The sequence below is a fragment of the Pseudomonas sp. GW821-FHT02A11 genome (assembly GCF_059421985.1).
Genome location: NZ_JBWKWB010000020.1, coordinates 51,949 through 75,888 on the forward strand (window position 1 = coordinate 51,949; position 23,940 = coordinate 75,888).

22 protein-coding genes and 1 pseudogene are annotated in these 23,940 nt (G+C 60.0%); all 23 read left to right on the plus strand.

Annotated features, from left to right (window positions below; translation table 11 throughout):
- Nucleotides 1-18: 18 nt before the first annotated feature.
- The 23 genes and pseudogenes from pseB to fliJ all read left to right on the plus strand — a co-directional run bounded on the left by pseB (nt 19) and on the right by fliJ (nt 23,818).
- Entirely contained in the window at nt 19-1,020 is a 1,002-nt protein-coding gene (gene pseB / locus AC07V9_RS22880; RefSeq protein WP_495017918.1) for a UDP-N-acetylglucosamine 4,6-dehydratase (inverting), read from the plus strand.
- Nucleotides 1,017-2,174, plus strand: a pseudogene (gene pseC / locus AC07V9_RS22885) (UDP-4-amino-4,6-dideoxy-N-acetyl-beta-L-altrosamine transaminase); the annotation flags it as partial. The gene pseB and the pseudogene pseC, both read left to right, overlap by 4 nt.
- Nucleotides 2,175-2,219: 45 nt before the next feature.
- On the plus strand, nt 2,220-2,918 hold the full coding sequence (pseF, locus tag AC07V9_RS22890) for a pseudaminic acid cytidylyltransferase (RefSeq protein WP_495017957.1): 699 nt from the start codon (nt 2,220-2,222) through the stop codon (nt 2,916-2,918).
- The gene (pseG, locus tag AC07V9_RS22895; RefSeq protein ID WP_495017919.1) at nt 2,915-4,003 is read left to right on the plus strand and encodes a UDP-2,4-diacetamido-2,4,6-trideoxy-beta-L-altropyranose hydrolase; all 1,089 of its coding nucleotides are present in this window, start codon (nt 2,915-2,917) and stop codon (nt 4,001-4,003) included. Before pseF ends, pseG begins: the two co-directional genes overlap by 4 nt.
- Nucleotides 4,000-5,052, plus strand: coding sequence for a pseudaminic acid synthase (gene pseI, locus AC07V9_RS22900; RefSeq protein ID WP_495017920.1), 1,053 nt, complete (start codon nt 4,000-4,002; stop codon nt 5,050-5,052). The genes pseG and pseI overlap by 4 nt, the downstream gene beginning before the upstream one ends.
- A 360-nt stretch (nt 5,053-5,412) precedes the next feature.
- Complete coding sequence (locus tag AC07V9_RS22905) at nt 5,413-6,345, plus strand: ketoacyl-ACP synthase III (RefSeq protein ID WP_495017958.1); 933 nt, start codon at nt 5,413-5,415, stop codon at nt 6,343-6,345.
- Between the two features lie 78 nt (nt 6,346-6,423).
- A complete protein-coding gene (locus AC07V9_RS22910) occupies nt 6,424-7,719 on the plus strand; it encodes a motility associated factor glycosyltransferase family protein (RefSeq protein WP_495017921.1) in 1,296 nt (431 codons plus the stop codon).
- On the plus strand, nt 7,716-7,973 hold the full coding sequence (locus tag AC07V9_RS22915) for a hypothetical protein (RefSeq protein ID WP_495017922.1): 258 nt from the start codon (nt 7,716-7,718) through the stop codon (nt 7,971-7,973). The genes AC07V9_RS22910 and AC07V9_RS22915 overlap by 4 nt, the downstream gene beginning before the upstream one ends.
- 289 nt (nt 7,974-8,262) lie before the next feature.
- Nucleotides 8,263-9,393: a flagellin N-terminal helical domain-containing protein gene (locus AC07V9_RS22920; RefSeq protein ID WP_495017923.1), complete on the plus strand. Its 1,131-nt coding sequence runs from the start codon at nt 8,263-8,265 to the stop codon at nt 9,391-9,393.
- Nucleotides 9,394-9,685: 292 nt separating this feature from the next.
- Nucleotides 9,686-10,537 (plus strand): flagellin domain-containing protein, encoded by an 852-nt coding sequence (locus tag AC07V9_RS22925; RefSeq protein WP_495017924.1) that lies wholly within the window; start codon nt 9,686-9,688, stop codon nt 10,535-10,537.
- Between the two features lie 71 nt (nt 10,538-10,608).
- The gene (locus AC07V9_RS22930; RefSeq protein WP_495017925.1) at nt 10,609-10,998 is read left to right on the plus strand and encodes a flagellar protein FlaG; all 390 of its coding nucleotides are present in this window, start codon (nt 10,609-10,611) and stop codon (nt 10,996-10,998) included.
- 77 nt (nt 10,999-11,075) lie between these two features.
- Entirely contained in the window at nt 11,076-12,506 is a 1,431-nt protein-coding gene (gene fliD / locus AC07V9_RS22935) for a flagellar filament capping protein FliD (RefSeq protein ID WP_495017926.1), read from the plus strand.
- Between the two features lie 121 nt (nt 12,507-12,627).
- Nucleotides 12,628-13,023, plus strand: a complete 396-nt coding sequence (fliS, locus tag AC07V9_RS22940) for a flagellar export chaperone FliS (RefSeq protein ID WP_495017927.1) — start codon at nt 12,628-12,630, stop codon at nt 13,021-13,023.
- 11 nt (nt 13,024-13,034) lie between these two features.
- Entirely contained in the window at nt 13,035-13,331 is a 297-nt protein-coding gene (gene fliT, locus AC07V9_RS22945; protein WP_495017928.1) for a flagellar protein FliT, read from the plus strand.
- A gap of 169 nt (nt 13,332-13,500) precedes the next feature.
- Nucleotides 13,501-14,976 (plus strand): transcriptional regulator FleQ, encoded by a 1,476-nt coding sequence (gene fleQ, locus AC07V9_RS22950; protein ID WP_495017929.1) that lies wholly within the window; start codon nt 13,501-13,503, stop codon nt 14,974-14,976.
- 141 nt (nt 14,977-15,117) lie between these two features.
- On the plus strand, nt 15,118-16,329 hold the full coding sequence (locus tag AC07V9_RS22955) for a sensor histidine kinase (RefSeq protein ID WP_495017930.1): 1,212 nt from the start codon (nt 15,118-15,120) through the stop codon (nt 16,327-16,329).
- Nucleotides 16,326-17,753 (plus strand): sigma-54-dependent transcriptional regulator, encoded by a 1,428-nt coding sequence (locus tag AC07V9_RS22960; RefSeq protein ID WP_495017931.1) that lies wholly within the window; start codon nt 16,326-16,328, stop codon nt 17,751-17,753. The genes AC07V9_RS22955 and AC07V9_RS22960 overlap by 4 nt, the downstream gene beginning before the upstream one ends.
- Nucleotides 17,754-18,045: 292 nt before the next feature.
- Complete coding sequence (gene fliE, locus AC07V9_RS22965; RefSeq protein WP_495017932.1) at nt 18,046-18,375, plus strand: flagellar hook-basal body complex protein FliE; 330 nt, start codon at nt 18,046-18,048, stop codon at nt 18,373-18,375.
- A gap of 14 nt (nt 18,376-18,389) precedes the next feature.
- Nucleotides 18,390-20,168 carry a flagellar basal-body MS-ring/collar protein FliF gene (gene fliF, locus AC07V9_RS22970; RefSeq protein ID WP_495017933.1) on the plus strand — a complete coding sequence of 593 codons (1,779 nt, stop codon included), beginning with the start codon at nt 18,390-18,392 and terminating at the stop codon, nt 20,166-20,168.
- Entirely contained in the window at nt 20,161-21,180 is a 1,020-nt protein-coding gene (gene fliG, locus AC07V9_RS22975; RefSeq protein ID WP_495017934.1) for a flagellar motor switch protein FliG, read from the plus strand. The genes fliF and fliG overlap by 8 nt, the downstream gene beginning before the upstream one ends.
- Before the next feature lie 15 nt (nt 21,181-21,195).
- A complete protein-coding gene (gene fliH, locus AC07V9_RS22980; RefSeq protein WP_495017935.1) occupies nt 21,196-22,011 on the plus strand; it encodes a flagellar assembly protein FliH in 816 nt (271 codons plus the stop codon).
- Nucleotides 22,001-23,359 carry a flagellar protein export ATPase FliI gene (gene fliI / locus AC07V9_RS22985; protein ID WP_495017936.1) on the plus strand — a complete coding sequence of 453 codons (1,359 nt, stop codon included), beginning with the start codon at nt 22,001-22,003 and terminating at the stop codon, nt 23,357-23,359. Before fliH ends, fliI begins: the two co-directional genes overlap by 11 nt.
- Nucleotides 23,360-23,365: 6 nt before the next feature.
- Nucleotides 23,366-23,818, plus strand: coding sequence for a flagellar export protein FliJ (gene fliJ / locus AC07V9_RS22990; RefSeq protein WP_495017937.1), 453 nt, complete (start codon nt 23,366-23,368; stop codon nt 23,816-23,818).
- The last annotated feature ends 122 nt before the right edge of the window (nt 23,819-23,940 follow it).

Genomic DNA, 23,940 nt, shown 5'->3' on the forward strand with positions numbered 1-23,940 from the left:
CAGGTAAAGGACACCGCGATGTTCAACGGCAAATCAGTTTTCATCTCAGGCGCGACCGGTTCATTCGGTCGTCAGTTCATCCGCACGCTGCTTGAGCGCTATCAGCCCCGACGCGTGGTGGTGTTCTCTCGCGATGAGCTCAAACAGTACGAGATGCAGCAGGAATTCAACGCGCCCTGCATGCGTTATTTCCTCGGCGATGTGCGCGACGCCGAGCGTCTGCAACAAGGCATGCGGGGTATCGACTACGTAGTCCATGCCGCAGCGCTCAAGCACGTGCCGGCGGCGGAGTACAACCCGACCGAGTTCATCCGCACCAACGTCAATGGCGCGGAAAACATCATTGCGGCGGCCATTGCCAACGGCGTGAAAAAAGTCATCGCGCTGTCCACCGACAAGGCCGCCAGCCCGATCAACCTGTACGGCGCCACCAAGCTGCTGTCTGACAAGCTGTTCGTTGCCGCCAACAATATTGGCGGCGAGGAGCAGACGCGCTTTACCGTGGTGCGCTACGGCAACGTGGCCGGTTCTCGTGGCTCGATCGTGCCGTTCTTCAACAAGCTGATCGCCGGTGGCGCCAAAGAGCTGCCGATCACCGATCCGCGCATGACACGGTTCTGGATCACCCTGGATCACGGGGTGGATTTCGTGATGCAGAGTTTTGAGCGCATGCACGGGGGTGAGGTGTTCGTGCCGAAGATTCCTTCGGTGCGTATCGTCGATCTGGCTCAGGCCATGGCGGCCGGGTTGCCGCACAAGATCGTCGGCATTCGTCCGGGCGAGAAACTGCATGAGTTGATGGTGCCGCAGGACGATGCGCGCATGACTCTGGAATTCAAGGATCACTACACCATCGTGCCGTCGATCCGCTTCAACAACGTCGACACCGATTTCGCCATCGACGCAACCGGCGAAAAAGGCCATGCCGTGGCCGATGATTTCGAGTACCGCTCCGACACCAACCCGGATTTCATGTCGGTGCCGCAGATCAGCCAACTGCACGCCCACATCGCGTCATGATCCCGTATGGTCGTCAGAGTATCGATCAGGCCGACATCGATGCCGTGGTCGAGGTGCTCAAGTCTGACTGGCTGACCCAGGGCCCGACCATCGAGCGCTTCGAAGCGGCGATGGCCGAGCGCTGTGGAGCCGGTTTCGGGGTTGCCGTGTGCAATGCCACTGCGGCGCTGCACATTGCCTGTCTGGCGGCTGGGCTGGGGGAGGGCGACGTGCTCTGGACCAGCCCCAATACCTTTCTCGCCTCGGCCAACTGCGGGCGCTACTGCGGCGCCGATGTGGACTTCGTCGACATCGACCCGCTGACCTGGAACCTTGATGCCAAGGCGCTTGAGCGCAAACTTGAAATCGCCGAGCACAAGGGCAAGCTGCCGAAGATGCTGGTGGCCGTGGCGTTTTCCGGGCAGAGCTGCGACATGCGGGCCATTGGCGAGTTGTCTCGCCGCTACGGGTTTGTGGTCATTGAAGATGCGTCCCATGCAGTCGGCGCTTGTTATGCCGGGCGTCCGGTGGGCTGTGGCGAGTTCGCCGACATGACCGTGTTCAGTTTTCACCCGGTGAAGATCGTGACGACCGGGGAGGGCGGCCTGGTGCTGACCAATCGCCCTGAGCGTGCCGAGCGTCTGCGCCGTCTGCGCAGCCACGGCATGACTCGCGACCCTGCGCACATGACCGAGCCGAGCCACGGCCCTTGGTATTACCAACAAGTCGAACTGGGCTTCAATTACCGCATCACCGACCTGCAGGCGGCGCTGGGATTGTCGCAGTTGAACAAACTGGACGGTTTTTTGGCGCGACGTCGTGAACTGGCGGCCCGTTATCAGGCGTTGCTCGCTGATCTGCCCTTGACCTTGCCGACCCTTCAGGCCGAAGCCGAATCGGCGTGGCATCTGTATGTGGTGCGGGTGCAGACTTCACGGATCACGCTCAGCCATCGGCAGGTGTTCGAGGGGCTGCGTGCCGCCGGAATTGGCGTTAACGTGCATTACATCCCGGTGCATCTACAGCCTTATTACCAGAACCTTGGATTTGCGCCGGGGGACTTTCCCCAAGCAGAAGCCTACTACGCTGAGGCGATCAGCCTGCCGATATACCCTCTGATGACCGATGATCAACAGGACCAAGTGATCAAGCAACTGCGGTGTCTGCTGATCGATGCCGCGGACCGCAAAAATGCCTGCACTGAATCCAAGGCGATACCCATGACTGCCGTAGCGATCATTCCGGCGCGAGGCGGCAGCCAACGCATCCCGCGCAAGAACCTCAAACGCTTCAACGGCGAGCCGATGATCGCGGGCTCCATCCGCGCGGCCCTTGAATGCGGGCTGTTCGAGCGGGTGGTGGTCAGTACCGATGACGACGAAATCGCCCAAGTCGCTCGTGCCTTTGGCGCCGAGGTGCCTTTCATGCGCCCGGCGGAACTGGCCGACGCATTCACCGGCACGGCGGCGGTGATCCGGCACGCCATCGAGGCGCTCGACCGGCGTTATGACTTCACCTGCTGCATCTACGCCACTGCGCCGCTGTTGCAGACGCGGTTTCTGCGCGAGGGCTTCGAAGCCTTGCAGGCAGCAAAGGACAAGTCCTATGCGTTCTCGGTCTGCGGCTTTGGTTTCCCGGTTCAGCGGGCGCTGCTAATCAACCCGGACGGCAGCCTGGATGCAATGCACCCCGAGTACCGCACTGTGCGCTCGCAGGATCTGATTGCCGCGTATCAGGACGCCGGTCAGTTCTATTGGGGGCGCAGCGAGGCGTGGCTGCGTGGGGACGTGATCTTCTCGCCGCATAGCCTGCCGGTGATTCTGCCCCGGCATCTGGTGCAAGACATCGACACCGAAGAGGACTGGCTGCGCGCCGAATATTTATATGCAGCGCTCAAGGCTAACGGAGAGCTGGAATGAGGGTGTTGATCCGCACCGATGCTTCGATCGCCATCGGCAGTGGGCATGTCGCGCGGTGTCTGACGTTGGCCAGGGTCTTGCGTCAGCGCGGCGCAGAGGTTCAGTTCGCCTGCCGCCAGTTGCCTGGGCACGTCTTGCAGCGGCTGCGCGATGAGGGCTTGGTGGCGTACGCGCTGCCTGCACGCTATGAGCGCGAAACCAGCGACGCGGACATCGAGGCCTCGTTGCCCTGGCAGGAGGACATCTATGCCTTGGGCGAGCAATTGGCCGACGAGCCGGCGTTCGACTGGCTGATCGTCGATCACTACGGCCTGGACGCGCGCTGGGAAACCGCCGCGCGCCAGCTTGCCCGCCGCCTGATGGCGATCGACGACCTGAACAACCGGCCACACGCCGTAGACATCCTGCTGGATCAGAACTACTCGGCGCAGGTGCTGGATAATCCCTACGCACCTTGGGTCGATGCTGGCTGCCGGACCTTTCTGGGCCCGCGCTTTGCGTTGCTGCGTGAGGAATTCCAATGCCCGGCCATCGAGATCAAACCCCGCGTTGAGCGGGTGCTGGTCAACTTCGGCGGTTTCGATGCGGCGCGTCAGGTGTACGCGACGCTGCTGGCGCTGCAAGGCTTCGATCATTTGCAGATCGAGATCGTCGCCGGCCTGCACAACCCGGATTGGGACGCCATGACCGCACTGTGCGCGGCGCATCCGAACTGGCGCCTGCACGCGCTGGTGGATGATTTTTTTGCCCTGATGCAGCAGGCCGACCTGTTCATTGGCGCCGGCGGCGGCACGACCTGGGAACGCGCAGCAATGGGCTTGCCGACGCTGTGCATGACTGTGGCGCACAATCAGGAACTCAACGCGCGTCTGCTCGCAGAGGCGGGTGTGCACGTCTATCTGGGGCCTCACGAACAGGTGGCCACAGGGCGACTGGTCGAAGCCATCGGCGGGCTGATCGATGACCAGCCAAAACGCCAGGCGCTGGCTGAGCGATCACGCACGCTGGTGGATGGCCGTGGCGCCGAACGGCTGGCCGATGCGCTGGCTAGACCTGAACCTTTTTCAGTGAGTACACACCCATGAATCCCTTCAAAATCGGCTCAAGAACCGTCGGCCCGGACGCGCCGCCGTTCGTCATCGCTGAGATGAGCGGCAACCACAATCAGTCGCTGGATCAGGCGCTGCGCATCGTCGAGGCCGCCGCCAAGGCCGGCGCCCATGCGCTCAAGCTGCAGACCTACACCGCCGACACCATGACCCTGGACATCGCCGAGGGCGAGTTCTTCATCGCTGACCCCAACAGCCTGTGGGCAGGGTCATCTTTGTATGCGCTGTACGAGCAGGCCCATACGCCGTGGGCGTGGCATGCGCCGATCTTCGCGCGGGCAAAGGAGTTGGGGCTGCTGGCGTTTTCCACGCCGTTCGATGAGACCGCCGTGGACTTTCTCGAAAGCCTCGACGTGCCCGCCTACAAGATCGCCAGTTTTGAAAACACCGACCTTCCGTTGATTCGCAAAGTCGCCGCCACGGGCAAGCCGATGATCATCTCCACCGGCATGGCGAGCATCCCCGAGCTCGATGAAAGCGTGCGCGCTGCCCGTGAGGCGGGGTGCAAGGACCTGGTACTGCTCAAGTGCACCAGCACATATCCGGCGTCGCCGGAGAACAGCCACATCCGCACCATCCCCCATCTGGCGGGGCTGTTTGGCTGTCAGGTGGGGTTGTCCGATCACACCATGGGCGTGGGCGTGTCGGTGGCCGCCGTGGCCATGGGCGCGACAGTGATCGAAAAGCACTTCACTCTCAATCGTGCCGATGGCGGGGTGGATGCCAGTTTTTCCCTGGAGCCTGCAGAAATGACCAGCCTGGTGATCGAAACCGAACGCGCCTGGCAGGGGATGGGGCGTGTGCAGTATGGCGCGACCCAGGCCGAGCAGAAGTCGCTGCAGTACCGTCGGTCGCTTTATGTGGTGCGGGATATGCAAGAGGGTGAGGTGTTCAGTGCCGAGAATGTGCGGGCGATTCGCCCAGGATTGGGGCTGGCGCCCAAGCATATCGATGCGGTAATCGGGCGGGTGGCCCGCAGAGCGCTGAAGCGGGGGATGGCGTTGGGGTGGGATGTGGTTGGGTGATCTGGGCTCTTCCGTCAAGCAGAACCCTACCAGCAGCACCGCAGCCAAGGGATCGGCGCCCAACCCCCCCCACAAACCCGTGACATCTTCATGTCAATTGCCTGTCTGCCAGCGATTTCATCCTTGCACAGCACTCACCGGTCAGCTAAAAGCTTGTAAAACTTTTGGTGACCTGTGAGTCATTCCGGGCATCTCCACTGTATTGTGCTTGCAGGTCTGAAGGCATCACGCTGATTTCAGAGACTTTCTGAACGCGTCGGCGCCTTTGATCCGCCATTCTTTCGGCCTCAAGCCCCGGATTTTCAATGCCTCGCCTCTGGGCGATGGGCGATGTTCAGCGTTTTTGATTGGGAAGCCATGATGATTGGCATTAAAAGCATAGCGAGTTACGTGCCTGCAGCCGGCGTTGACAACTACGCGCAAGGCGCAAAATTCGGGAAGGATGAAGACTTCATCCTCGGCAAGATCGGTTCTGCTTTTCTGCCACGCAAAGAAGACACCCAGGAAACCTCCGACCTGTGCGTCGGCGCGGTGAACAAACTGTTCGCCAACAACCCTCAATTGTCGCGCGAATCCATCGACGTGCTGATCGTCGTCACTCAGAACGGTGATGAAGAGGGCCTGCCTCACACCTCCGCCATCGTTCAGCACAAGCTGGGCCTGTCGACCAACGTCGCCACCTTCGACATCTCCCTGGGCTGCTCGGGTTACGTCTACGGCATCTACGCGATCAAGGGCTTCATGGAAGCCGCAGGCCTGAAGAACGGCCTGCTGGTCACCGCCGATCCGTATTCGAAGATCGTTGACCCCGAAGACCGCAACACCACCATGCTCTTCGGCGATGCCGCCACTGCCACCTGGCTGGGTGAAGACCCGGCCTGGCAGCTGGGCAAAGCCAAGTTTGGCAGCGACGGCGGAGGGGCCGAGTTTCTCAAGACCATCAACGGCAACTTCTTCATGAACGGGCGTCAGGTGTTCAATTTCGCTTTGGTCAAGGTCCCGGCGCACCTGCATGAACTGCTGGAAGATTCGGGCCTGCACTCCTCCGACATCGATGCCTTCTGCATTCACCAAGGCAGCGCGGCCATCGTTGATGCGGTCGCTCGTCGCTTCGAGGAAGGTGCGCAGGCTGAGAAGTTCGTCAAGGACATGCTCGAAACCGGCAACACCGTATCCTCCAGCGTGCCCTTGCTGCTGGAAAAACACATGTTCGACGCGGCCTGGAAGCGCGTGGCAATCAGCGGTTTCGGTGTTGGCTTGTCGTGGGGCTCGGCGATCCTTTATCGTCCTTGACCCTGAGTCAGGCAAAAACGGCGACACTGAATTCAGGTCGCCGTTTTTTTATTCCTCTCGTTTGATAAGGACGCGGTCATGAGCGAGATTTTCCAGCGCAACCTCGCTGTCATCGAGCAGCGCTGGCCCGACGTTGCGCATCGGTTGCATGCGCAGGATGCCTGGGCAGTGTCTGCGCAGCCGGTGGAGGGGCGGGACTGGACGCTGAGCGTGTCGGACATTCAGCTCACCAGCCGTCATGACCGAGTCGCCGAAGCGCGATTGCAGGCCGGCAGCTTCCCCGCTTACTGTGCTGAGGCACACGTGTACGGCACCGCTTTGGGGGACTTGCAGCGCGTCATGCTTGCGTCTTCCGGCCTACAGGCGCTGCATGTGCATATTCTCAATGGCGCCCTGTTCGCGTTGGTGTTGCAGTTGCTCGAACAGGATGACTGGCTGAGCGATCCACGTATACGGCTGGCATTTGCCGACGAACGCACAGAAATTCAGCTGCCGTTTTTTGCCTTGCCTGCCGAAATGGTGCTCGCTGACGACAGCAACGCGAGGATTCGCGATCGTCTGGTCAGTGAGGTGCATGTCACGTTCAACAATCGCGAGTTTTCGGCCGACAACCCTGAAACCCTCCAGCGTCTGGAGCAGGGCAGGGCGCTGCTGGAGGCTGACACCGATGTCGCTGAACTGTTTGCGACGCAGGCCGGTCGTGATGTGTTTGTCATCGCCACCGGCCCGAGCCTGCAACACCATCTGCCCCGCCTGTTGAACATCTCACGCGGCAGCGAGCGGCCGCTGCTCGTCTGCGTCGACACCGCCTACGTGCCGCTGCGCAATCAGGGCATCCGGCCTGACATCGTGGTCAGCATCGACCATCGCATCAGTAGTCGGCATTTGCCCGCGCAGGAGAGTGACGGCATCACGCTGGTGTACCTGCCGGGGCAGGACGTGACCATGCTGAGCGAATGGCAGGGCCCGCGTTACGTTGGGTATTCGTCGAGCCCCATGTACGCGCAGATTCGCCAGCAGATTCCCAAGGCGAACCTGTTCGTAGGGGGCAGTGTCATTCACCCGGCCATTGACCTGGCCGTGCAGATGGGCGCGGCGAGCATTACGCTGTTCGGTGCGGACTTCGCGTTCCCCGGCGGCAAGACGCACACCGGATGGCACGACGGCGCGCTGGGCCCCGAGCTGAACATCGCCAAGCACTGGGTGCTCGATGGTCACGGTCACAAGGTCAAGACACAGCTCAACTTTCGCAGTTATCTGATCGAGCTTGAACGCTACATCGTTCAACACCCTGACGTGCGGTTCTTCAACACCAGCCGCGACGGAGCGCTCATCGCAGGCGCGCAATTTGACCTTGACTGGACCGCGCTATGACTGATCTCGGACTTATCACCCATGACGCCCGGCACTGCGCCCGGCTCTTTCGCCTGGGGCGCGACATAGAAGGGGCGCTAAAGATGGTGGAACTGATCGACGCCGCCTTGCCACTCTTCACCTCCCGTCCCGCCGAAGAGCAGGCGCAATGGGCGCAGGTGCTGACGACCATCCTGCAGTGTCAAGAACGGCAGGACTGGATTGGGGTGGCGGACTGGCTGGAGTTTGAGTTTGTGGCGTTATGGCCTGATTGAAGTTGTCCTTTAAGTAACAGTCAGAGAAAGTTCCTACACACTGTCAGGAATATATTGATAAGAGCGGCCCGCAGGGGCCGTTTTTTTATGTTTTTTTTAAAACTGATTCACAGTAATAAGTTAGCGAATAAACACCCCTTCATTTGTCGGGGTTGCACGCCGTAAGTGCGGGAGATGTTGTTAAAGCCGTTGTGAGTATCGTCGATAGCGGGACTGTAGGTTTTCCGGGAGAAATGGACTTCCCCGCTTTTTGAAAGCCTGCCGTTTTTTATCAACGAGGGAATTCAAAATGGCTTTAACCGTTAATACCAATATTGCGTCGTTGTCTGTGCAGCGGAATTTGAATCGCTCTTCGGATTCATTGAGTACTGCGATGACGCGTCTATCTTCGGGGCTGCGGATCAACAGTGCCAAAGATGACGCGGCGGGTTTGCAATTGGCAACTCGCCTGACCACGCAAGTTCGCGGGATGACAGTGGCGACTCGAAACGCGGGCGCTGCGATCGCGATCATCCAGACGGCAGAGGGTGCTCTGGATCAGACCATGAACAATCTGCAGCGTATGCGTGATCTTGCGATGCAGGCGGCAAACGGAGACAAAGGGCCCAAAGAGCGAGATGCGTTGAATGCTGAGTTCTTGAAACTCAATGCCGAAATATCGCGAACAGCAAAGGGCACGACATTTGGCGCAGAGTTGAAATTGTTGGACGGTAGTGCCGGCGAATTGAGTTTCCAGATTGGTGCAAATGTCGGTTCAACTGAAAAAATCAGCCTGACGCTCAATAAAGGTTTTGGCGCCGAATCGCTTTTTGTGGCGACCGAGGGCCGTGCAGCGATAGCTGCGGATGCAACGACGTCAGGCTCGGCTGAGATCGTCAAAGGCGAGTACACGCCGCTGTCCATCGATGGTTCCGGCGCTCGCGTCATCGTCAATACCGTCACGCAAGCGATGACAGATGAAGTCGCTACCGCAGCAGCCGATCTGAAAACCGCAGAAGCAACCTTTGCCGCTCTCCCGACCCCGTCTCAGGCCGATATCGACACCTTGAATACGGCAAGGAAGAATCTCGCTGACAAAGAAAAAGTAGTGGCTGATGCTCAGAAGGCCGACGAAGACTTCAACAAGCCCGCCCGCATCGAAAACATCGAATACACCGTTAAAGCCCTCGATAGAGCGATCAGCGACATCAACTCGGCGCGCGCCGATCTGGGCGCCAACCAGAACCGCATGATGAGCGCGGTGGAAAACCTGCACAACATGGTGAAAAACGCCGAAGCCTCTCGTGGGCAAATCCAGGACGTCGACTTCGCCGCCGAAACCGCCGAACTTACCAAGCAACAAACCCTGCAACAGGCCTCGACCGCCATCCTGGCCCAGGCCAATCAGCTGCCGGCGGCAGTGTTGAAGCTGCTCCAGTAACTTCAAGCCTCTAGTAAGGCAAGCCGTTCAGCCAGGCATGTTGCAAGCATGCCTGGCCCCATCTCGTTGGTTATCAGTGGTTTGACGTTCTGATTAAAGCTTGTGAAGGTCGCGCCGAAACGCTGTGTAACCCCCGTCAAAAACAGGGGTGGCGCTCTGGTGGCAAAAAATTTTGAAAAAGCCCTCAAGCTCCTTCCAGATACGACGATAAACATTACGAAGGTTCTCTAGGCCACACCCGGCGCTTGCCAGGGCCGGAAAGCCGCAGTACCCAACCAACGAGGAATTCATCATGGCTTTAGGCGTAAACACCAACGTAGCTTCCTTGGCTGTTCAGAAGAACCTGAGCAAGGCATCCGATGCACTGTCCACTTCGATGACCCGTCTGTCTTCCGGTCTGAAAATCAACAGCGCTAAAGACGACGCAGCCGGCCTGCAGATCGCTACCCGCGAAACTTCGCAGATCCGTGGTCAGACTGTAGCCATCAAAAACGCTAACGACGGTATCTCGATCGCTCAGACCGCTGAAGGTGCTCTGCAAGAATCGACCAACATCCTGCAGCGTATGCGTGAACTGGCCGTACAGTCCCGAAACGACACCAACGGCACCGCTGACCGTACCGCTCTGAACGCTGAATATGCTCAGATGTCGGACGAACTGACCCGTATCGCTGGCTCGACCAACCTGAACGGCAAAAACCTGCTGGACGGCAGCGCGAGCACCGTGACTCTGCAAGTCGGTTCCAACACCGGTACTTCCAACCAGATCGACCTGGTTCTGACCGGTACCTTCACTGCATCGGCACTGGGCGTCGCAAGCGGCACCACTTCGATCAGCGGCACCAGCAACGCCACCGCTCACACCAACGTTGACGGCGCTATCTCGGCCATCGACGCCGCTCTGGCGACCATCAACGCCACGCGTGCAAGCCTGGGTGCTTCGCAAAACCGTCTGACCAGCACCATCTCCAACCTGCAAAACGTCAACGAAAACGCCACCGCTGCACTGGGTCGTATTCAAGACACCGACTTCGCAGCTGAAACCGCTAACCTGACCAAACAACAGACTCTGCAACAAGCTTCCACTTCTGTTCTGGCCCAGGCTAACCAGCTGCCATCCGCTGTACTGAAACTGCTTCAGTAATATCGGGTAGAGTTTTGGCGGGGGAGTGTGCTTGCGTGCTCTCCCGCTTTTTACTTTGAGAGGTAAAAGACATGGACATTAGCACCCGATTGAACATGACTTACCCCCCGGTGCAGTCGTTGCCTTCGGTGCCTGTTGTCACTGACAGGCAAGCCGTGGCGCCTCAAATCGTAACCGCACCCGCAGCCTCTGCGGATCCGGAAACGGCGACGAGTAAAGATTCTGACGACGAAAAAAAGTCCAAGCAGTTGCAGGCAGCTGTTCAAGAGATGGAGAAGTTCTTTCAGTCGGTCCATCGCAACCTGGAATTCTCGATTGACGAGGGCTCCGGTCAGGTGGTCGTGAAAGTGATTGCCACTGAAACGGGCGAGGTGGTGCGGCAACTGCCGTCTGCCGAGGCATTGAAAATTGCCGACAGTCTGAAAAATGCAAACAGTCTGTTGTTCGACGCAAAAGTTTAACTGGCATGAAACGTGAACGCGGTTCTTTTGAGCTGTAATGTCGTCAAAAGACCGACCCAAACTGCAAGGAGATACAGATGGCGAGTCCAATTACCCCTTCAACCGGCCTGGGTTCGGGTCTGGCGATTGGTGACATCGTTACCGCGCTGGTGAATTCCGACAAACTGGCCAAGCAGACTCAGATCACTACCCAGACCAAGCTGGTGACCACCAAGCTTTCGGGTATTGGCACCCTCAAAAGTGCGATGTCCGCTTTTCAGACGGCCCTGACCAATCTCGGCAAGACCGATACCCCGGCATTTGCGGGTTACGCGGCCAAAGCCTCCGATGCGACCAAGCTGACTGTCACTTCCGATAACTCGGCCGTGCCAGGTAACTACAGCATCAATGTGACAAAGCTTGCGACCAGCTCCAGTGTGGCCACTGCTTCTTTTGCCGACGGCCCCACCAGTGCTATTCCGAGTGGCGACTTGACCCTCACTCAAAATGGCATTGATACGACGATCACCATTCCGGCGGGTGCGACGCTGGCTTCCGTGGCCAAGCAGATCAACGCGCAAAGCAGCACGTCCAAGATCAGCGCCAACGTGATCACCGACGATAATGGCTCGCGCCTGGTGTTCACTTCTACGGTGACCGGTAAGGGTACCGATATCACGGCGTCCAGTACCACGGTTCCCGAGTTCAATATCGCGGCCGGGGCCAAGCTTACTCCTGGTGACACCACCAGTGCCGGCTATATTAACGCGCAGGCGGACGATGCCAGCCTGACCATCAACGGCCTGACCGTGACCAGCGCCAGCAACACCATTGACAAAAGCCTGGGTGGCGTGTCGATGACGCTGCTGGCAACGGGCGCTTCGACCATCGCGGTGTCGACTAACTCCGATGGTCTGAAAACATCCTTGCAGACGTTTGTCGATGCGTACAACGCGGTGGTCAAGGCGGTCTCCACGGTGACCAAGGCCACCGTCAGCGATACTCCGGATGCGACCACTGGCGCAACAGTGACGCCTGCGGCGCTGACTGGCGACGCCATGCCACGTTCGATTCTTTCGGCCATTCGTAATGAGCTGGTGACCACGGGCGCTGCCGGTAACCTGTCTGTGTTATCGCAGTTGGGTATCACCACCGGACAATCCGACGGTACGCTGACCCTGGACAGCACCAAGTTCACCGCTGCGATGAATCAGGGGCTGGCGGGTGATGTGCAGCAGTTGTTCAGCGGCACTGGTGACGGCAGCAATGGCCTGATAAAGCGCATGACTGCTGCGATCACGCCTTACACCCAGACGGGCGGTATTTTCGATACCCGTACCAGCAGCCTGAACAAGCAGCAGACTGACCTGCAGAGCCAGCAGACCGCGCTTGATCTGCGCGTCACCAACCTGACCGCAACCCTGACGGCCAAATACAATGCGATGGACTTGCTGGTGGGGCAGCTCAAAGCCTCTGCCACGAGCATTACCTCGTTCTTCGACTCGTTGAACGCCCAACAAAGCGGCTGATGAAACGCTGAAGAATCAAGACCCGGCCAGAGTGCCGGGTTTTTGGCATCTGGCCTTAAAGTTTCGGCAAGCCGGGCCGATAGCCTGAATATAGACACTTCAAGATGTGTGAGGTAAATACATGAACCGGATGGCAGCCCTTCGGCAATATCAGAAGGTCAATTCCCACGCGCAGACCGCCGTTGCCACGCCGCACCGCTTGGTGCAGATGCTGATGGAGGCGGGCCTGGATCGCATTGCACAAGCCAAAGGCGCCATCGAGCGCAAGGATGTGCCAGCCAAAGGCATCCTGATCGGCAAGGCCATCGAAATCGTCGGTGGCCTGCGTGAAGGCCTGGACATGGAAAAACAGGCCGAGGCCCTGGCTCATGTCGACAACCTTTATGTGTACATGATGAAACGACTGGCCGAGGCCAACATCAAGACCGACCCACGCATTCTCGACGAGGTCAGCGGTCTGTTGACCACCGTCAAGGAAGGTTGGGACGCGATCGGCGATCAGCAACCTGCGCTGTAAAGGAGACACCCATGAGCGCTGCACTCAAGCGAATCGAAGAAACCCGCGAAGCCTTGGTCGAGGCACTCGCCGGGCGTGACTGGGAGGCGATCGGCAAACTCGATCTGGCCTGCCGTGCCTGCGTCGACGACGTCATTCGTCAGGGGAGCGACGATGAGCCGCAGTTGCGCAGCAATCTGGAGGAGTTATTGGGTGTTTATCGGCAGATGATTGACATTGCCGTCGGCGAACGCCAGGCGATAGTCGAAGAAATGACGCAAATCCAGCGAGCGCAAACCGCAGCAAAGGTTTACCATCTGTTCGGTTGACGCTTGGTTGATCAAAAAAAATTGTGCGCCATAAAATTGACTGTGTACGCTTTTTTGACTTAACTAGTGATGTTCACTAATTTCTGGTTGTTGTTACGTCTCTGCGGACCATACAAAGCCAAGCTTGCCCCCGATTGGGCATCGAGTTGACTAGGGAAGTTGCTATTGCATGTGGCGTGAAATCAAGATTCTGCTAATCGATGACGATAGCCAGCGCCGCCGTGACATGGCGGTGATTCTGAATTTTCTCGGCGATGAGAACCTGTCTTGCTCCAGCACCGACTGGCAGCAGGTCGTGGGCTCTCTGGCATCCACTCGAGAAGTCCTCTGCGTGCTTGTGGGCACCGTCAATGCCCCGGGCAGCCTTCAAGGGTTGCTTAAGACCATTGCCGCGTGGGATGAGTTCCTTCCGGTCCTGCTGATGGGCGAAAATTCTTCGGCCGAGCTTGCCGACGACCTGCGCCGGCGTGTGTTGTCCACCGTCGAGATGCCGCCCAGCTACAGCAAACTGCTGGATTCCCTGCACCGTGCCCAGGTCTATCGTGAAATGTACGATCAGGCCCGCGAGCGGGGTCGTCAGCGCGAACCGAACCTCTTCCGCAGCCTCGTCGGCACCAGCCGTGCGATTCAGCACGTACGTCAGATGATGCAGCAGGTGGCCGATACCGACGCCAGCGTGCTGATCCTCGGCGAGTCGGGGACCGGCAAGGAAGTCGTCGCGCGCAACCTTCATTACCATTCCAAACGCCGTGACGCGCCTTTCGTGCCCGTGAACTGTGGCGCCATTCCTGCCGAGCTGCTCGAGAGCGAGCTGTTCGGTCACGAAAAGGGCGCGTTCACCGGTGCGATCACCAGCCGTGCAGGGCGTTTTGAGCTCGCCAACGGCGGCACGCTGTTCCTTGATGAAATCGGTGACATGCCGCTGCCGATGCAGGTCAAACTGCTGCGCGTGCTGCAGGAACGCACCTTCGAGCGCGTGGGCAGCAACAAGACCCAGAGCGTCGATGTGCGCATCATTGCCGCCACCCATAAGAATCTCGAAGACATGATCGAGACCGGTGGCTTCCGCGAAGACCTGTACTACCGCCTCAATGTATTCCCGATCGAGATGGCGCCGCTGCGTGAGCGCGTGGAAGACATCCCACTGCTGATGAACGAGCTGATCTCGCGCATGGAGCACGAGAAGCGCGGGTCGATCCGCTTTAACTCGGCGGCCATCATGTCGCTGTGCCGTCATGGCTGGCCGGGCAACGTTCGCGAGCTGGCCAACCTGGTGGAGCGCATGGCGATCATGCACCCGTACGGTGTCATCGGCGTCGCCGAGCTGCCGAAGAAATTCCGCTACGTCGATGATGAAGACGAACAGTTGGTGGACAGCCTGCGCAGCGATCTGGAAGAGCGCGTGGCCATCAACGGGCATACGCCGAACTTCGCCAACAGCGCGATGCTGCCGCCAGAAGGTCTGGACCTCAAGGATTATCTCGGCGGTCTGGAGCAGGGCCTGATTCAACAGGCACTGGACGACGCCAACGGCATCGTGGCGCGTGCCGCCGAGCGTTTGCGCATTCGCCGCACCACCTTGGTGGAGAAGATGCGCAAATACGGGATGAGCCGCCGCGAAGGCGATGATCAGGTCGATGACTGACACTCGTTTGACGCGTGAAAAAACAAACCGCTGATTTTTCAGCAGTTTTTTTTCGGCACGGGGATTGCTAAGTCTCTTGGAACACACCGTTTACTGACGGTTCGCCACGCGAGAGATCAAACTATGCCCCAGGCCGCTCAGATGTCTTCCGAACCTGTTTTACCCGTGGGTTCGCAAGTGCAGCCGTCCCCGGAAGTAGAAAGTCGCCAAGGGTTGGAGCAGGCGTTTGCCCTGTTCACCCAGATGTCGACGCAATTGACTGATTCCTACAGCTTGCTCGAAGCCCGGGTTACCGAGCTCAAGGGTGAACTGGCGGTGGTCAGCGCTCAGCGCATGCAGGAGCTGGCCGAGAAAGAACGGCTGGCCAACCGCTTGCAGAACCTGCTGGACCTGCTGCCTGGCGGCGTCATCGTGATCGATGGCACCGGCACGGTCCGCGAGGCCAACCCGGCGGCGATCGATTTGCTGGGCGAGCCACTGATCGGCATGCTCTGGCGGCACGTCATTACCCGTTGCTTCGCGCCCCGTGAGGACGACGGTCACGAAATCTCCCTTAAAGACGGTCGTCGTCTGTCCATTGCCACGCGCTCGCTGGACGCCGAGCCGGGGCAATTGGTGTTGCTCAACGACCTGACTGAAACCCGTCACCTGCAAAGCCAGTTGGCCCGCCACGAGCGTCTGTCGTCGCTGGGTCGCATGGTCGCATCCCTGGCCCATCAGATCCGCACCCCTTTGTCTGCGGCGATGATCTACGCCAGTCATCTGACTGAGCAGGCGCTGAACGTGGAAACCCAGCAGCGTTTCGCCGGCCGCCTGAAAGAGCGCCTGCACGAGCTGGAGCATCAGGTGCGTGACATGCTGGTGTTCGCCCGCGGCGAACTGCCGCTGACCGACCGGGTCACGCCCGCGGGTCTGGTCGAAGCGCTGGAGTCTGCAGCCCACACCCACGTTCGCGACGTGGCCGTACGTTGGCAGTGCAATGCTGAGAATGGCGAGCTGCTGTGCAATCGCGACACCTTGGTGGGTGCTTTGCTCAATCTGATCGAAAACGCCGTACAGGCAAGCTCGGCGGATGCGCGCGTCAAAATTCATGCGTACAGCCGTGGCGACACCCTGCGGCTGTGCATCAGCGATAACGGCAGTGGCATTGACGCCGCTGCTCTGGCCCGGATCGGCGAGCCGTTCTTCACCACCAAAACCACCGGCACCGGTCTGGGGCTGGCGGTGGTCACGGCGGTCGCCAGGGCTCACCAGGGGCAGGTGCGATTCCGTTCGCGTCCGGGGCGCGGCACCTGTGCCATCGTTTCCTTGCCGCTGATTCCGGGCGTCAGTGCGACGGGTAGCTACTCATGACGATCAAGGTATTGCTGGTCGAGGACGATCATTCGCTGCGTGAAGCGCTGGGCGAAACCCTGGAGCTGGCCGGGCACGATTACCGCGCCGTCGGCTCGGCCGAAGACGCTTTGCTGGCGGCGGGGGACAGTGCGTTCAGCCTGGTGATCAGCGACGTCAACATGCCAGGCATGGACGGCCATCAGTTGCTGGCGCAGTTGCGCAATCGTTACCCGCAGTTGCCGGTTCTGCTGATGACCGCCCATGGTTCGGTGGACCGTGCTGTGGACGCGATGCGTCAAGGCGCCGCCGATTATCTGGTCAAGCCGTTCGAGCCCAAAGCGCTGCTGGCGCTGGTGGCTCGTCACGCCTTGGGGCGTCTGGGGCCGGCCGATGGCGAAGGCCCGATTGCCGTTGAGCCTGCCAGTGTGCAGCTGCTCAATCTGGCCGCTCGCGTGGCCAAGAGCGCTTCCACGGTGCTGATCTCCGGCGAATCCGGGACCGGCAAAGAAGTGCTGGCGCGCTTCATTCATCAGCAATCGCCTCGTGCGGGCAAGCCATTCATCGCCATCAATTGCGCGGCGATTCCGGACAACATGCTCGAAGCCACGCTGTTCGGTCACGAAAAAGGCTCGTTCACTGGCGCCATTGCGGCCCAAGCGGGCAAGTTCGAACAGGCCGATGGCGGCACCATTCTGCTCGACGAAATTTCTGAAATGCCCATGGGCCTGCAAGCCAAGCTGCTGCGCGTGCTGCAGGAGCGGGAAGTGGAGCGCGTCGGCGCGCGCAAGCCGATCGAACTCGACATCCGCGTGCTGGCCACCACTAACCGCGACTTGGCGGGCGAAGTGGCGGCTGGGCGTTTCCGCGAGGACTTGTACTACCGCCTGTCGGTGTTTCCACTGGCCTGGCAGTCCTTGCGTCAGCGTCCCGGCGACATCCTGCCGTTGGCCGAGCGCCTGCTGGCCAAGCACGTCAATAAAATGAAGCACGCGCCGGTGCGTCTGTCGGCCGACGCACAAAAATGCCTGGTGGGCTACAGCTGGCCGGGCAATGTGCGAGAGCTGGACAACGCCGTGCAGCGCGCGTTGATCCTGCAGCAGGGCGGCGTGATCCAGGCCGAGGACTTTTGTCTGGCGGGCCCCATCTCCTTCGCATCCGTACCATCGCCTGCGCCTGTGCTTCAGGTTCTTCCGACGCTGCCGACAACAGCAAGCGTCATGGAATCGTCGTCGGAGATTATCGCGGGAGAGGTGGCAGGGGCGTTGGGCGAAGATCTGCGCCGTCGCGAGTTTCAGATGATCATCGACACCCTGCGCGCGGAGCGCGGCCGACGAAAGGAAGCCGCAGAACGCCTGGGTATCAGCCCTCGTACATTGCGCTACAAGCTGGCGCAGATGCGCGATGCCGGTATGGATGTTGAAGGGTATCTATTCGCCAGTTGAGCGTGCGTCGCGCCCCGTGAATACAGGGGCGCGAAGTCACAGAATTGCCTGTGGGCGTGAGCTTGCTCACGAATGCGTTCTGCCAGACGCCGAAAATGCGTGATTTGCACAGACGTCTTCGTGAGCAAGCTCACTCCCACAGTTTTCTCGCGCAGTCCCGCGTTGTGTAACCACCCCAATACTTTCATGAAAGATGGCAATTTGCCGCCATTGGTCTGGCACCGTTGTTGCTACTACATGGGTAACCGCTGAATCCGTGTCAAAAATTTGCGGCCCTTTTGAGAGAGAAGTCATGAGCCAAGGTGTTGAATTTAATCGGTTGATGTTGGACATGCGCGCCATGCAGATGGATGCCATGGCCAAACCCAAGGCCATCGAGGCGCCTGAGCAAACCGGCGCCAGCAGTTTTTCCGACATGCTCGGTATGGCGGTCAACAAGGTCAATGACACCCAGCAGGCGTCGAACCAGTTGGCCACTGCCTTCGAGATGGGCAAGAGCGGGGTGGACCTCACGGATGTGATGATTTCCTCGCAGAAAGCCAGCGTGTCGTTTCAGGCGCTGACCCAGGTACGCAACAAGCTGGTTCAGGCGTACCAAGACATCATGCAAATGCCGGTTTGAGGACGATTTAAGTCATGGCTGAAGCCGTCGCCGATAACGTGCCTGCAAAAGCGGGTGCGACAGGAAGCAAGCCGCCGATGTTCGGGCTGGCGTTCCTGCAAAATCTTTCCGAGATGACCATGCTGCGTCAGGTCGGCCTCATGGTCGGTCTGGCCGCCAGCGTGGCGATTGGTTTTGCCGTCGTGCTTTGGTCGCAACAGCCGGACTACAAGCCGCTGTACGGCAGCCTGTCGGGCATGGACACCAAGCAGGTAATGGATACCCTGGCGCAAGCCGATATTCCATACACCGTCGAGCCGAATTCCGGTGCCTTGCTGGTCAAGTCAGATGACGTCGCTCGTGCCCGCATCAAGCTGGCTGGTGCCGGTATCGCCCAGAGCGACGGCAACGTCGGCTTCGAGATCCTGGACAAGGATCAGGGCCTGGGCACCAGCCAGTTCATGGAAGCCACCCGTTATCGCCGTGGTCTTGAAGGCGAGCTGGCGCGCACCATTTCCAGCTTGAACAACATCAAGGCCGCTCGCGTGCATCTGGCGATCCCCAAGAGCTCGGTGTTCGTACGTGATGACCGCAAGCCGACCGCTTCGGTGCTGGTTGAAATGTACGCCGGTCGTACCCTTGAGCCTGGCCAGGTCGCTGCCATCGTCAATCTGGTGGCGACCAGCGTTCCGGAGCTGACCAAGTCTCAGGTCACCGTGGTCGACCAAAAAGGCAACCTGCTGTCCGATCAGGCGGAAAACTCCGAGCTGACCATGGCCGGCAAGCAGTTCGACTACACCCGTCGCATGGAAACCATGCTGACCCAGCGTGTGCAGAACATCCTGCAACCGGTGCTGGGCAACGATCGCTACAAGGCTGAAGTCTCGGCCGACGTCGACTTCAGCGCCGTGGAATCCACTGCCGAAAGCTTCAACCCTGATCAGCCTGCACTGCGCAGCGAGCAGACCACCACTGAACAACGCTCCAGCAGCAGCGGCCCGCAAGGCGTGCCGGGTGCGTTGAGCAACCAGCCTCCGGGCCCGGCCACCGCGCCGCAAACCACCGGTGGTGCCGCCGGCGGTGCCGCAGGCCCGATCGCCCCAGGTCAGCCTCTGCTGGACGCCAACGGTCAGCAGATCATGGACCCGGCCACCGGCCAGCCAATGCTCGCGCCGTACCCGTCGGACAAGCGTAACCAGTCGACCAAAAACTTCGAGCTGGACCGTTCCATCAGCCACACCAAGCAACAGCAGGGCAAGATCAATCGCCTGTCGGTCGCGGTCGTGGTGGACGATCAGGTCAAGGTCAACCCGGCCAACGGTGAAACCACCCTGGTGCCGTGGACCGCCGATCAACTGGCGCGCTTCACCCGTCTGGTGCAGGACGCCGTCGGTTTCGACGCGGCCCGTGGCGACAGCGTCAGCGTGATCAACGTGCCGTTCTCCAGCGATCGTGGCGAAGTGATTCCGGACATTCCGTTCTACTCGCAGCCTTGGTTCTGGGACATCGTCAAACAGGCGATGGGCGTGATCTTCATCCTGGTGCTGGTGTTCGGTGTGCTGCGTCCGGTGCTGAACAACATCACCAACCCGAAAGGCAAGCACGCTGACGGCGACGTCGAGCTGGGCGGCATGGTCGGTCTGGACGGTGAGCTGAGTAACGATCGCGTGAGTCTGGGCGGTCCGCAAAGCATCCTGCTGCCGAGCCCGAGCGAGGGTTATGACGCGCAGCTCAACGCAATCAAGAGCCTGGTGGCTGAAGACCCGGCTCGTGTGGCTCAGGTCGTAAAAGAGTGGATCAACACAGATGAGTGATAGTCGTGCTGCTGCGGTCAAAATGAACCGCGTTGATAAGGCTGCGATCCTGCTGCTCACCCTGGGTGAGACCGATGCTGCGCAGGTGTTGCGTCACATGGGCCCCAAAGAGGTTCAGCGTGTCGGTGTGGCCATGGCGCAGATGCGCAATGTGCACCGCGAGCAGGTCGAGCAGGTGATGAGCGAGTTCGTCGACGTCATCGGCGACCAGACCGGCGTGGGCATCGGCTCCGACGGCTACATTCGCAAGATGCTCACTCAGGCCCTGGGCGAGGACAAGGCCAACGGTCTGATCGACCGCATTCTGCTCGGTGGCAACACCAGTGGTCTGGACAGCCTGAAGTGGATGGAACCGCGCGCCGTCGCGGACGTCATCCGCTACGAGCACCCGCAGATCCAGGCCATCGTCGTCGCGTACCTGGACGCTGACCAGGCCGGTGAAGTCTTGGGCCATTTCGACCACAAGGTGCGTCTGGACATCATCCTGCGCGTCTCGTCGTTGAACACCGTGCAGCCTGCGGCGCTGAAGGAATTGAACCAGATCCTCGAGAAGCAGTTCTCGGGCAATGCCAACACGTCGCGTACCACCCTGGGCGGTATCAAACGTGCGGCGGACATCATGAACTTCCTCGACAGTTCGGTCGAAGGCCAGCTCATGGATTCGATCCGCGAAGTGGACGAGGACCTGTCGACCCAGATCGAAGACCTCATGTTCGTCTTCAACAACCTGGCCGATGTCGACGACCGCGGCATTCAGGCGCTGCTGCGCGAAGTGTCCTCCGATGTGCTGGTGCTGGCCCTCAAGGGGTCGGACGATGCCATCAAGGAAAAGATTTTCAAGAACATGTCCAAACGTGCCGCCGAACTTTTGCGCGACGACCTGGAAGCCAAAGGCCCGGTTCGCGTCAGCGACGTGGAAACTGCACAGAAAGAGATCCTCACCATTGCCCGTCGTATGGCGGAGGCCGGGGAGATCGTTCTCGGCGGCAAAGGTGGCGAGGAAATGATTTAACAGTAGGTGCAGTCGATGTTCAGCTCCGATAAAGAAGCACCCAGCGAGCTCATCCGTGCCAAAGATCTGCGTGGGATCGATGTCTGGACCTTGCCCAGCTTCGATCCTCACGTCGAAGAGCCCGAGCCGGAACCCGAAGTCGAGCCCGAGCCCGCCGAAAGCGAGGAAGTGCCGCTGGAGGAAGTCCAGCCGCTGACCCTCGAAGAGCTGGAAAGCATTCGTCAGGACGCTTACAACGAAGGGTTCGCCATTGGCGAGAAAGAGGGTTTCCACAGCACCCAGCTCAAGGTGCGTCAGGAGGCGGAAGCTGCCCTGACGGTCAGGCTGGAGAGCCTCGAGACCCTGATGAGCCACCTGTTCGAGCCTATCGCCGATCAGGACGCGCAAATCGAAAAATCCATGATTCAGCTGGTCGAGCACCTTGCCCGCGAGGTGATCCAGCGCGAGCTGAAAACCGACTCCAGCCAGATCGGCAAAGTGCTGCAGGATGCTCTGCGCCTGCTGCCGATGGGCGCGAACAACGTGCGCATTCTGGTCAACTCTCAGGATTTCGCTCAGGTCAAAGCCCTGCGCGAACGTCATGAGGAAAACTGGCGCATTCTCGAAGACGACACCCTGCAGCCAGGCGGTTGTCGGGTCGAGACCGAACACAGCCGCATCGACGCCACCGTCGAGACGCGCCTGAGCGTGGCTATCGCCAAGATGTTCGACCAGCTCCACGAACAGGCACTGCACCCGGCTGTGCCCGACGTGAGTGTCGACTTGGAAGCGGCAATCAAGAGCGCCGAAGACGCCTTGCACAAACACTCGGACGCCTCCGATGCGTCTTGAGCGCACCAGCTTCGGCAAGCGCCTGAGCACTTACGCGGACGCCATTACCCTGCCGGTTCAGCCGGTGGTAGAAGGCCGGCTGCTGCGCATGGTCGGCTTGACCCTCGAAGCCGAGGGCCTGCGCGCCGCCATGGGCAGCCGCTGCGTGGTGATCAACGACGACAGCCATCATCCGGTGGAAGTCGAAGCGGAAGTCATGGGCTTCGCGGGCGGCAAGGTGTTCCTGATGCCCGTGGGCAGCGTCGCCGGCATCGCGCCGGGCGCCCGTGTGGTGCCATTGCCGGACACCGGCCGTTTGCCGATGGGCATGACCATGCTCGGTCGCGTGCTCGATGGCGCCGGTCGTCCGCTTGACGGTAAAGGCGGCATGAAGGCCGAAGACTGGGTGCCGCTGGACGGCCCGACCATCAACCCCCTCAAGCGCGACCCGATCAGCGTGCCGCTGGACGTGGGCATTCGCTGCATCAACGGTTTGTTGACGGTCGGTCGCGGCCAGCGTCTGGGCCTGTTCGCAGGCACCGGTGTGGGTAAATCCGTGCTGCTGGGGATGATGACCCGCTTCACCGAGGCCGACATCATCGTCGTCGGGCTGATCGGCGAACGGGGTCGCGAGGTGAAGGAGTTCATCGAGCACATCCTCGGCGAAGAAGGCCTCAAGCGCTCGGTGGTCGTGGCGTCCCCCGCGGACGATGCGCCACTGATGCGTCTGCGCGCAGCGATGTACTGCACGCGCATTGCCGAATATTTTCGCGACAAGGGCAAGAATGTCTTGTTGCTGATGGACTCCCTGACCCGTTTCGCCCAGGCCCAGCGGGAAATCGCCCTGGCCATCGGCGAGCCGCCCGCGACCAAGGGTTATCCGCCGTCCGTGTTCGCCAAGCTGCCGAAGTTGGTGGAGCGCGCTGGCAATGCGGAGAAGGGCGGGGGATCGATCACTGCGTTTTATACGGTATTGTCTGAAGGCGACGATCAGCAGGACCCTATTGCTGACTCGGCGCGGGGGGTGCTCGACGGGCACATCGTGCTGTCCAGGCGCCTGGCCGAGGAAGGTCATTACCCGGCCATCGACATCGAAGCGTCCATCAGCCGGGTCATGCCGTCGGTAGTGACGCCGGAGCACATGACTCAGGCGCAGTATTTCAAGCAGTTGTGGTCGCGCTATCAACAGAGCCGCGATTTGATCAGCGTCGGGGCTTACGTCGCCGGCGGTGATCGTGAAACCGACCTTGCCATCAATCTGCAGCCGCAGCTGGTCAGATACTTGCGTCAGGGCCTGCACGACAACGAAAGCATGCAGAGCAGCGAAGCGCAGCTGGCGAAGATCTTCAATCCTCAGGCCGGGGGCTGATAGGCCATGGCCCAGAGTCGCGCGGCCCGTCTGGCGCCGGTGGTGGACATGGCCGAAAAGGCCGAGAAGGCCGCCGTTCAGCGTCTGGGTCATTTTCAAGGTCAGGTGCGGCTGGCCGAGAGCAAGCTCGGCGAGCTGGAAAAGTTTCGCTCCGATTATCAGCAGCAATGGATCGACAAAGGCGCTCACGGGGTGTCGGGGCAGTGGCTGATGAACTATCAGCGCTTTCTCAATCAGCTGGAGACGGCGGTGAGTCAGCAGCGGCAGAGCCTCAATTGGCACCAGAACAACCTGAACAAGGCGCGGGGGGAGTGGCAGAAGGCTTACGCTCGGGTCGAGGGGTTGCGCAAGTTGGTGCAGCGCTATATCGATGAAGCGCGGGCGCTCGAGGACAAGCGCGAGCAGAAGTTGCTGGACGAGTTGTCGCAGCGGTTGCCTCGGGTTGAGCAGCCGTTTTAGGCTTTTCTGGTTTGTGTGTATATCCGTTATTTGTAGTGTTGCTGATATTGGTTCCGCTCTTACAGCGGGTCACTTTTGTCAAGAGCCACAGAAGTAACCACACCCTTGGTTACTTGGGGGGC

Excerpts from the sequence above, each read along its gene's own strand:
- fliJ (WP_495017937.1), top strand. The coding sequence starts at position 23,366 with ATGGCCCAGAGTCGCGCGGCCCGTCTGGCGCCGGTGGTGGACATGGCC.
- AC07V9_RS22915 (WP_495017922.1), top strand. The coding sequence starts at position 7,716 with ATGACTGATCTCGGACTTATCACCCATGACGCCCGGCACTGCGCCCGG.
- fliE (WP_495017932.1), top strand. The coding sequence starts at position 18,046 with ATGAGCCAAGGTGTTGAATTTAATCGGTTGATGTTGGACATGCGCGCC.
- pseI (WP_495017920.1), top strand. The coding sequence starts at position 4,000 with ATGAATCCCTTCAAAATCGGCTCAAGAACCGTCGGCCCGGACGCGCCG.
- AC07V9_RS22905 (WP_495017958.1), top strand. The coding sequence starts at position 5,413 with ATGATTGGCATTAAAAGCATAGCGAGTTACGTGCCTGCAGCCGGCGTT.
- fliG (WP_495017934.1), top strand. The coding sequence starts at position 20,161 with ATGAGTGATAGTCGTGCTGCTGCGGTCAAAATGAACCGCGTTGATAAG.
- fliS (WP_495017927.1), top strand. The coding sequence starts at position 12,628 with ATGAACCGGATGGCAGCCCTTCGGCAATATCAGAAGGTCAATTCCCAC.
- AC07V9_RS22910 (WP_495017921.1), top strand. The coding sequence starts at position 6,424 with ATGAGCGAGATTTTCCAGCGCAACCTCGCTGTCATCGAGCAGCGCTGG.
- fliT (WP_495017928.1), top strand. The coding sequence starts at position 13,035 with ATGAGCGCTGCACTCAAGCGAATCGAAGAAACCCGCGAAGCCTTGGTC.
- AC07V9_RS22930 (WP_495017925.1), top strand. The coding sequence starts at position 10,609 with ATGGACATTAGCACCCGATTGAACATGACTTACCCCCCGGTGCAGTCG.
- pseB (WP_495017918.1), top strand. The coding sequence starts at position 19 with ATGTTCAACGGCAAATCAGTTTTCATCTCAGGCGCGACCGGTTCATTC.
- fleQ (WP_495017929.1), top strand. The coding sequence starts at position 13,501 with ATGTGGCGTGAAATCAAGATTCTGCTAATCGATGACGATAGCCAGCGC.
- fliH (WP_495017935.1), top strand. The coding sequence starts at position 21,196 with ATGTTCAGCTCCGATAAAGAAGCACCCAGCGAGCTCATCCGTGCCAAA.
- fliD (WP_495017926.1), top strand. The coding sequence starts at position 11,076 with ATGGCGAGTCCAATTACCCCTTCAACCGGCCTGGGTTCGGGTCTGGCG.
- AC07V9_RS22925 (WP_495017924.1), top strand. The coding sequence starts at position 9,686 with ATGGCTTTAGGCGTAAACACCAACGTAGCTTCCTTGGCTGTTCAGAAG.
- fliF (WP_495017933.1), top strand. The coding sequence starts at position 18,390 with ATGGCTGAAGCCGTCGCCGATAACGTGCCTGCAAAAGCGGGTGCGACA.
- pseF (WP_495017957.1), top strand. The coding sequence starts at position 2,220 with ATGACTGCCGTAGCGATCATTCCGGCGCGAGGCGGCAGCCAACGCATC.
- AC07V9_RS22920 (WP_495017923.1), top strand. The coding sequence starts at position 8,263 with ATGGCTTTAACCGTTAATACCAATATTGCGTCGTTGTCTGTGCAGCGG.
- AC07V9_RS22955 (WP_495017930.1), top strand. The coding sequence starts at position 15,118 with ATGTCTTCCGAACCTGTTTTACCCGTGGGTTCGCAAGTGCAGCCGTCC.
- pseG (WP_495017919.1), top strand. The coding sequence starts at position 2,915 with ATGAGGGTGTTGATCCGCACCGATGCTTCGATCGCCATCGGCAGTGGG.
- fliI (WP_495017936.1), top strand. The coding sequence starts at position 22,001 with ATGCGTCTTGAGCGCACCAGCTTCGGCAAGCGCCTGAGCACTTACGCG.
- AC07V9_RS22960 (WP_495017931.1), top strand. The coding sequence starts at position 16,326 with ATGACGATCAAGGTATTGCTGGTCGAGGACGATCATTCGCTGCGTGAA.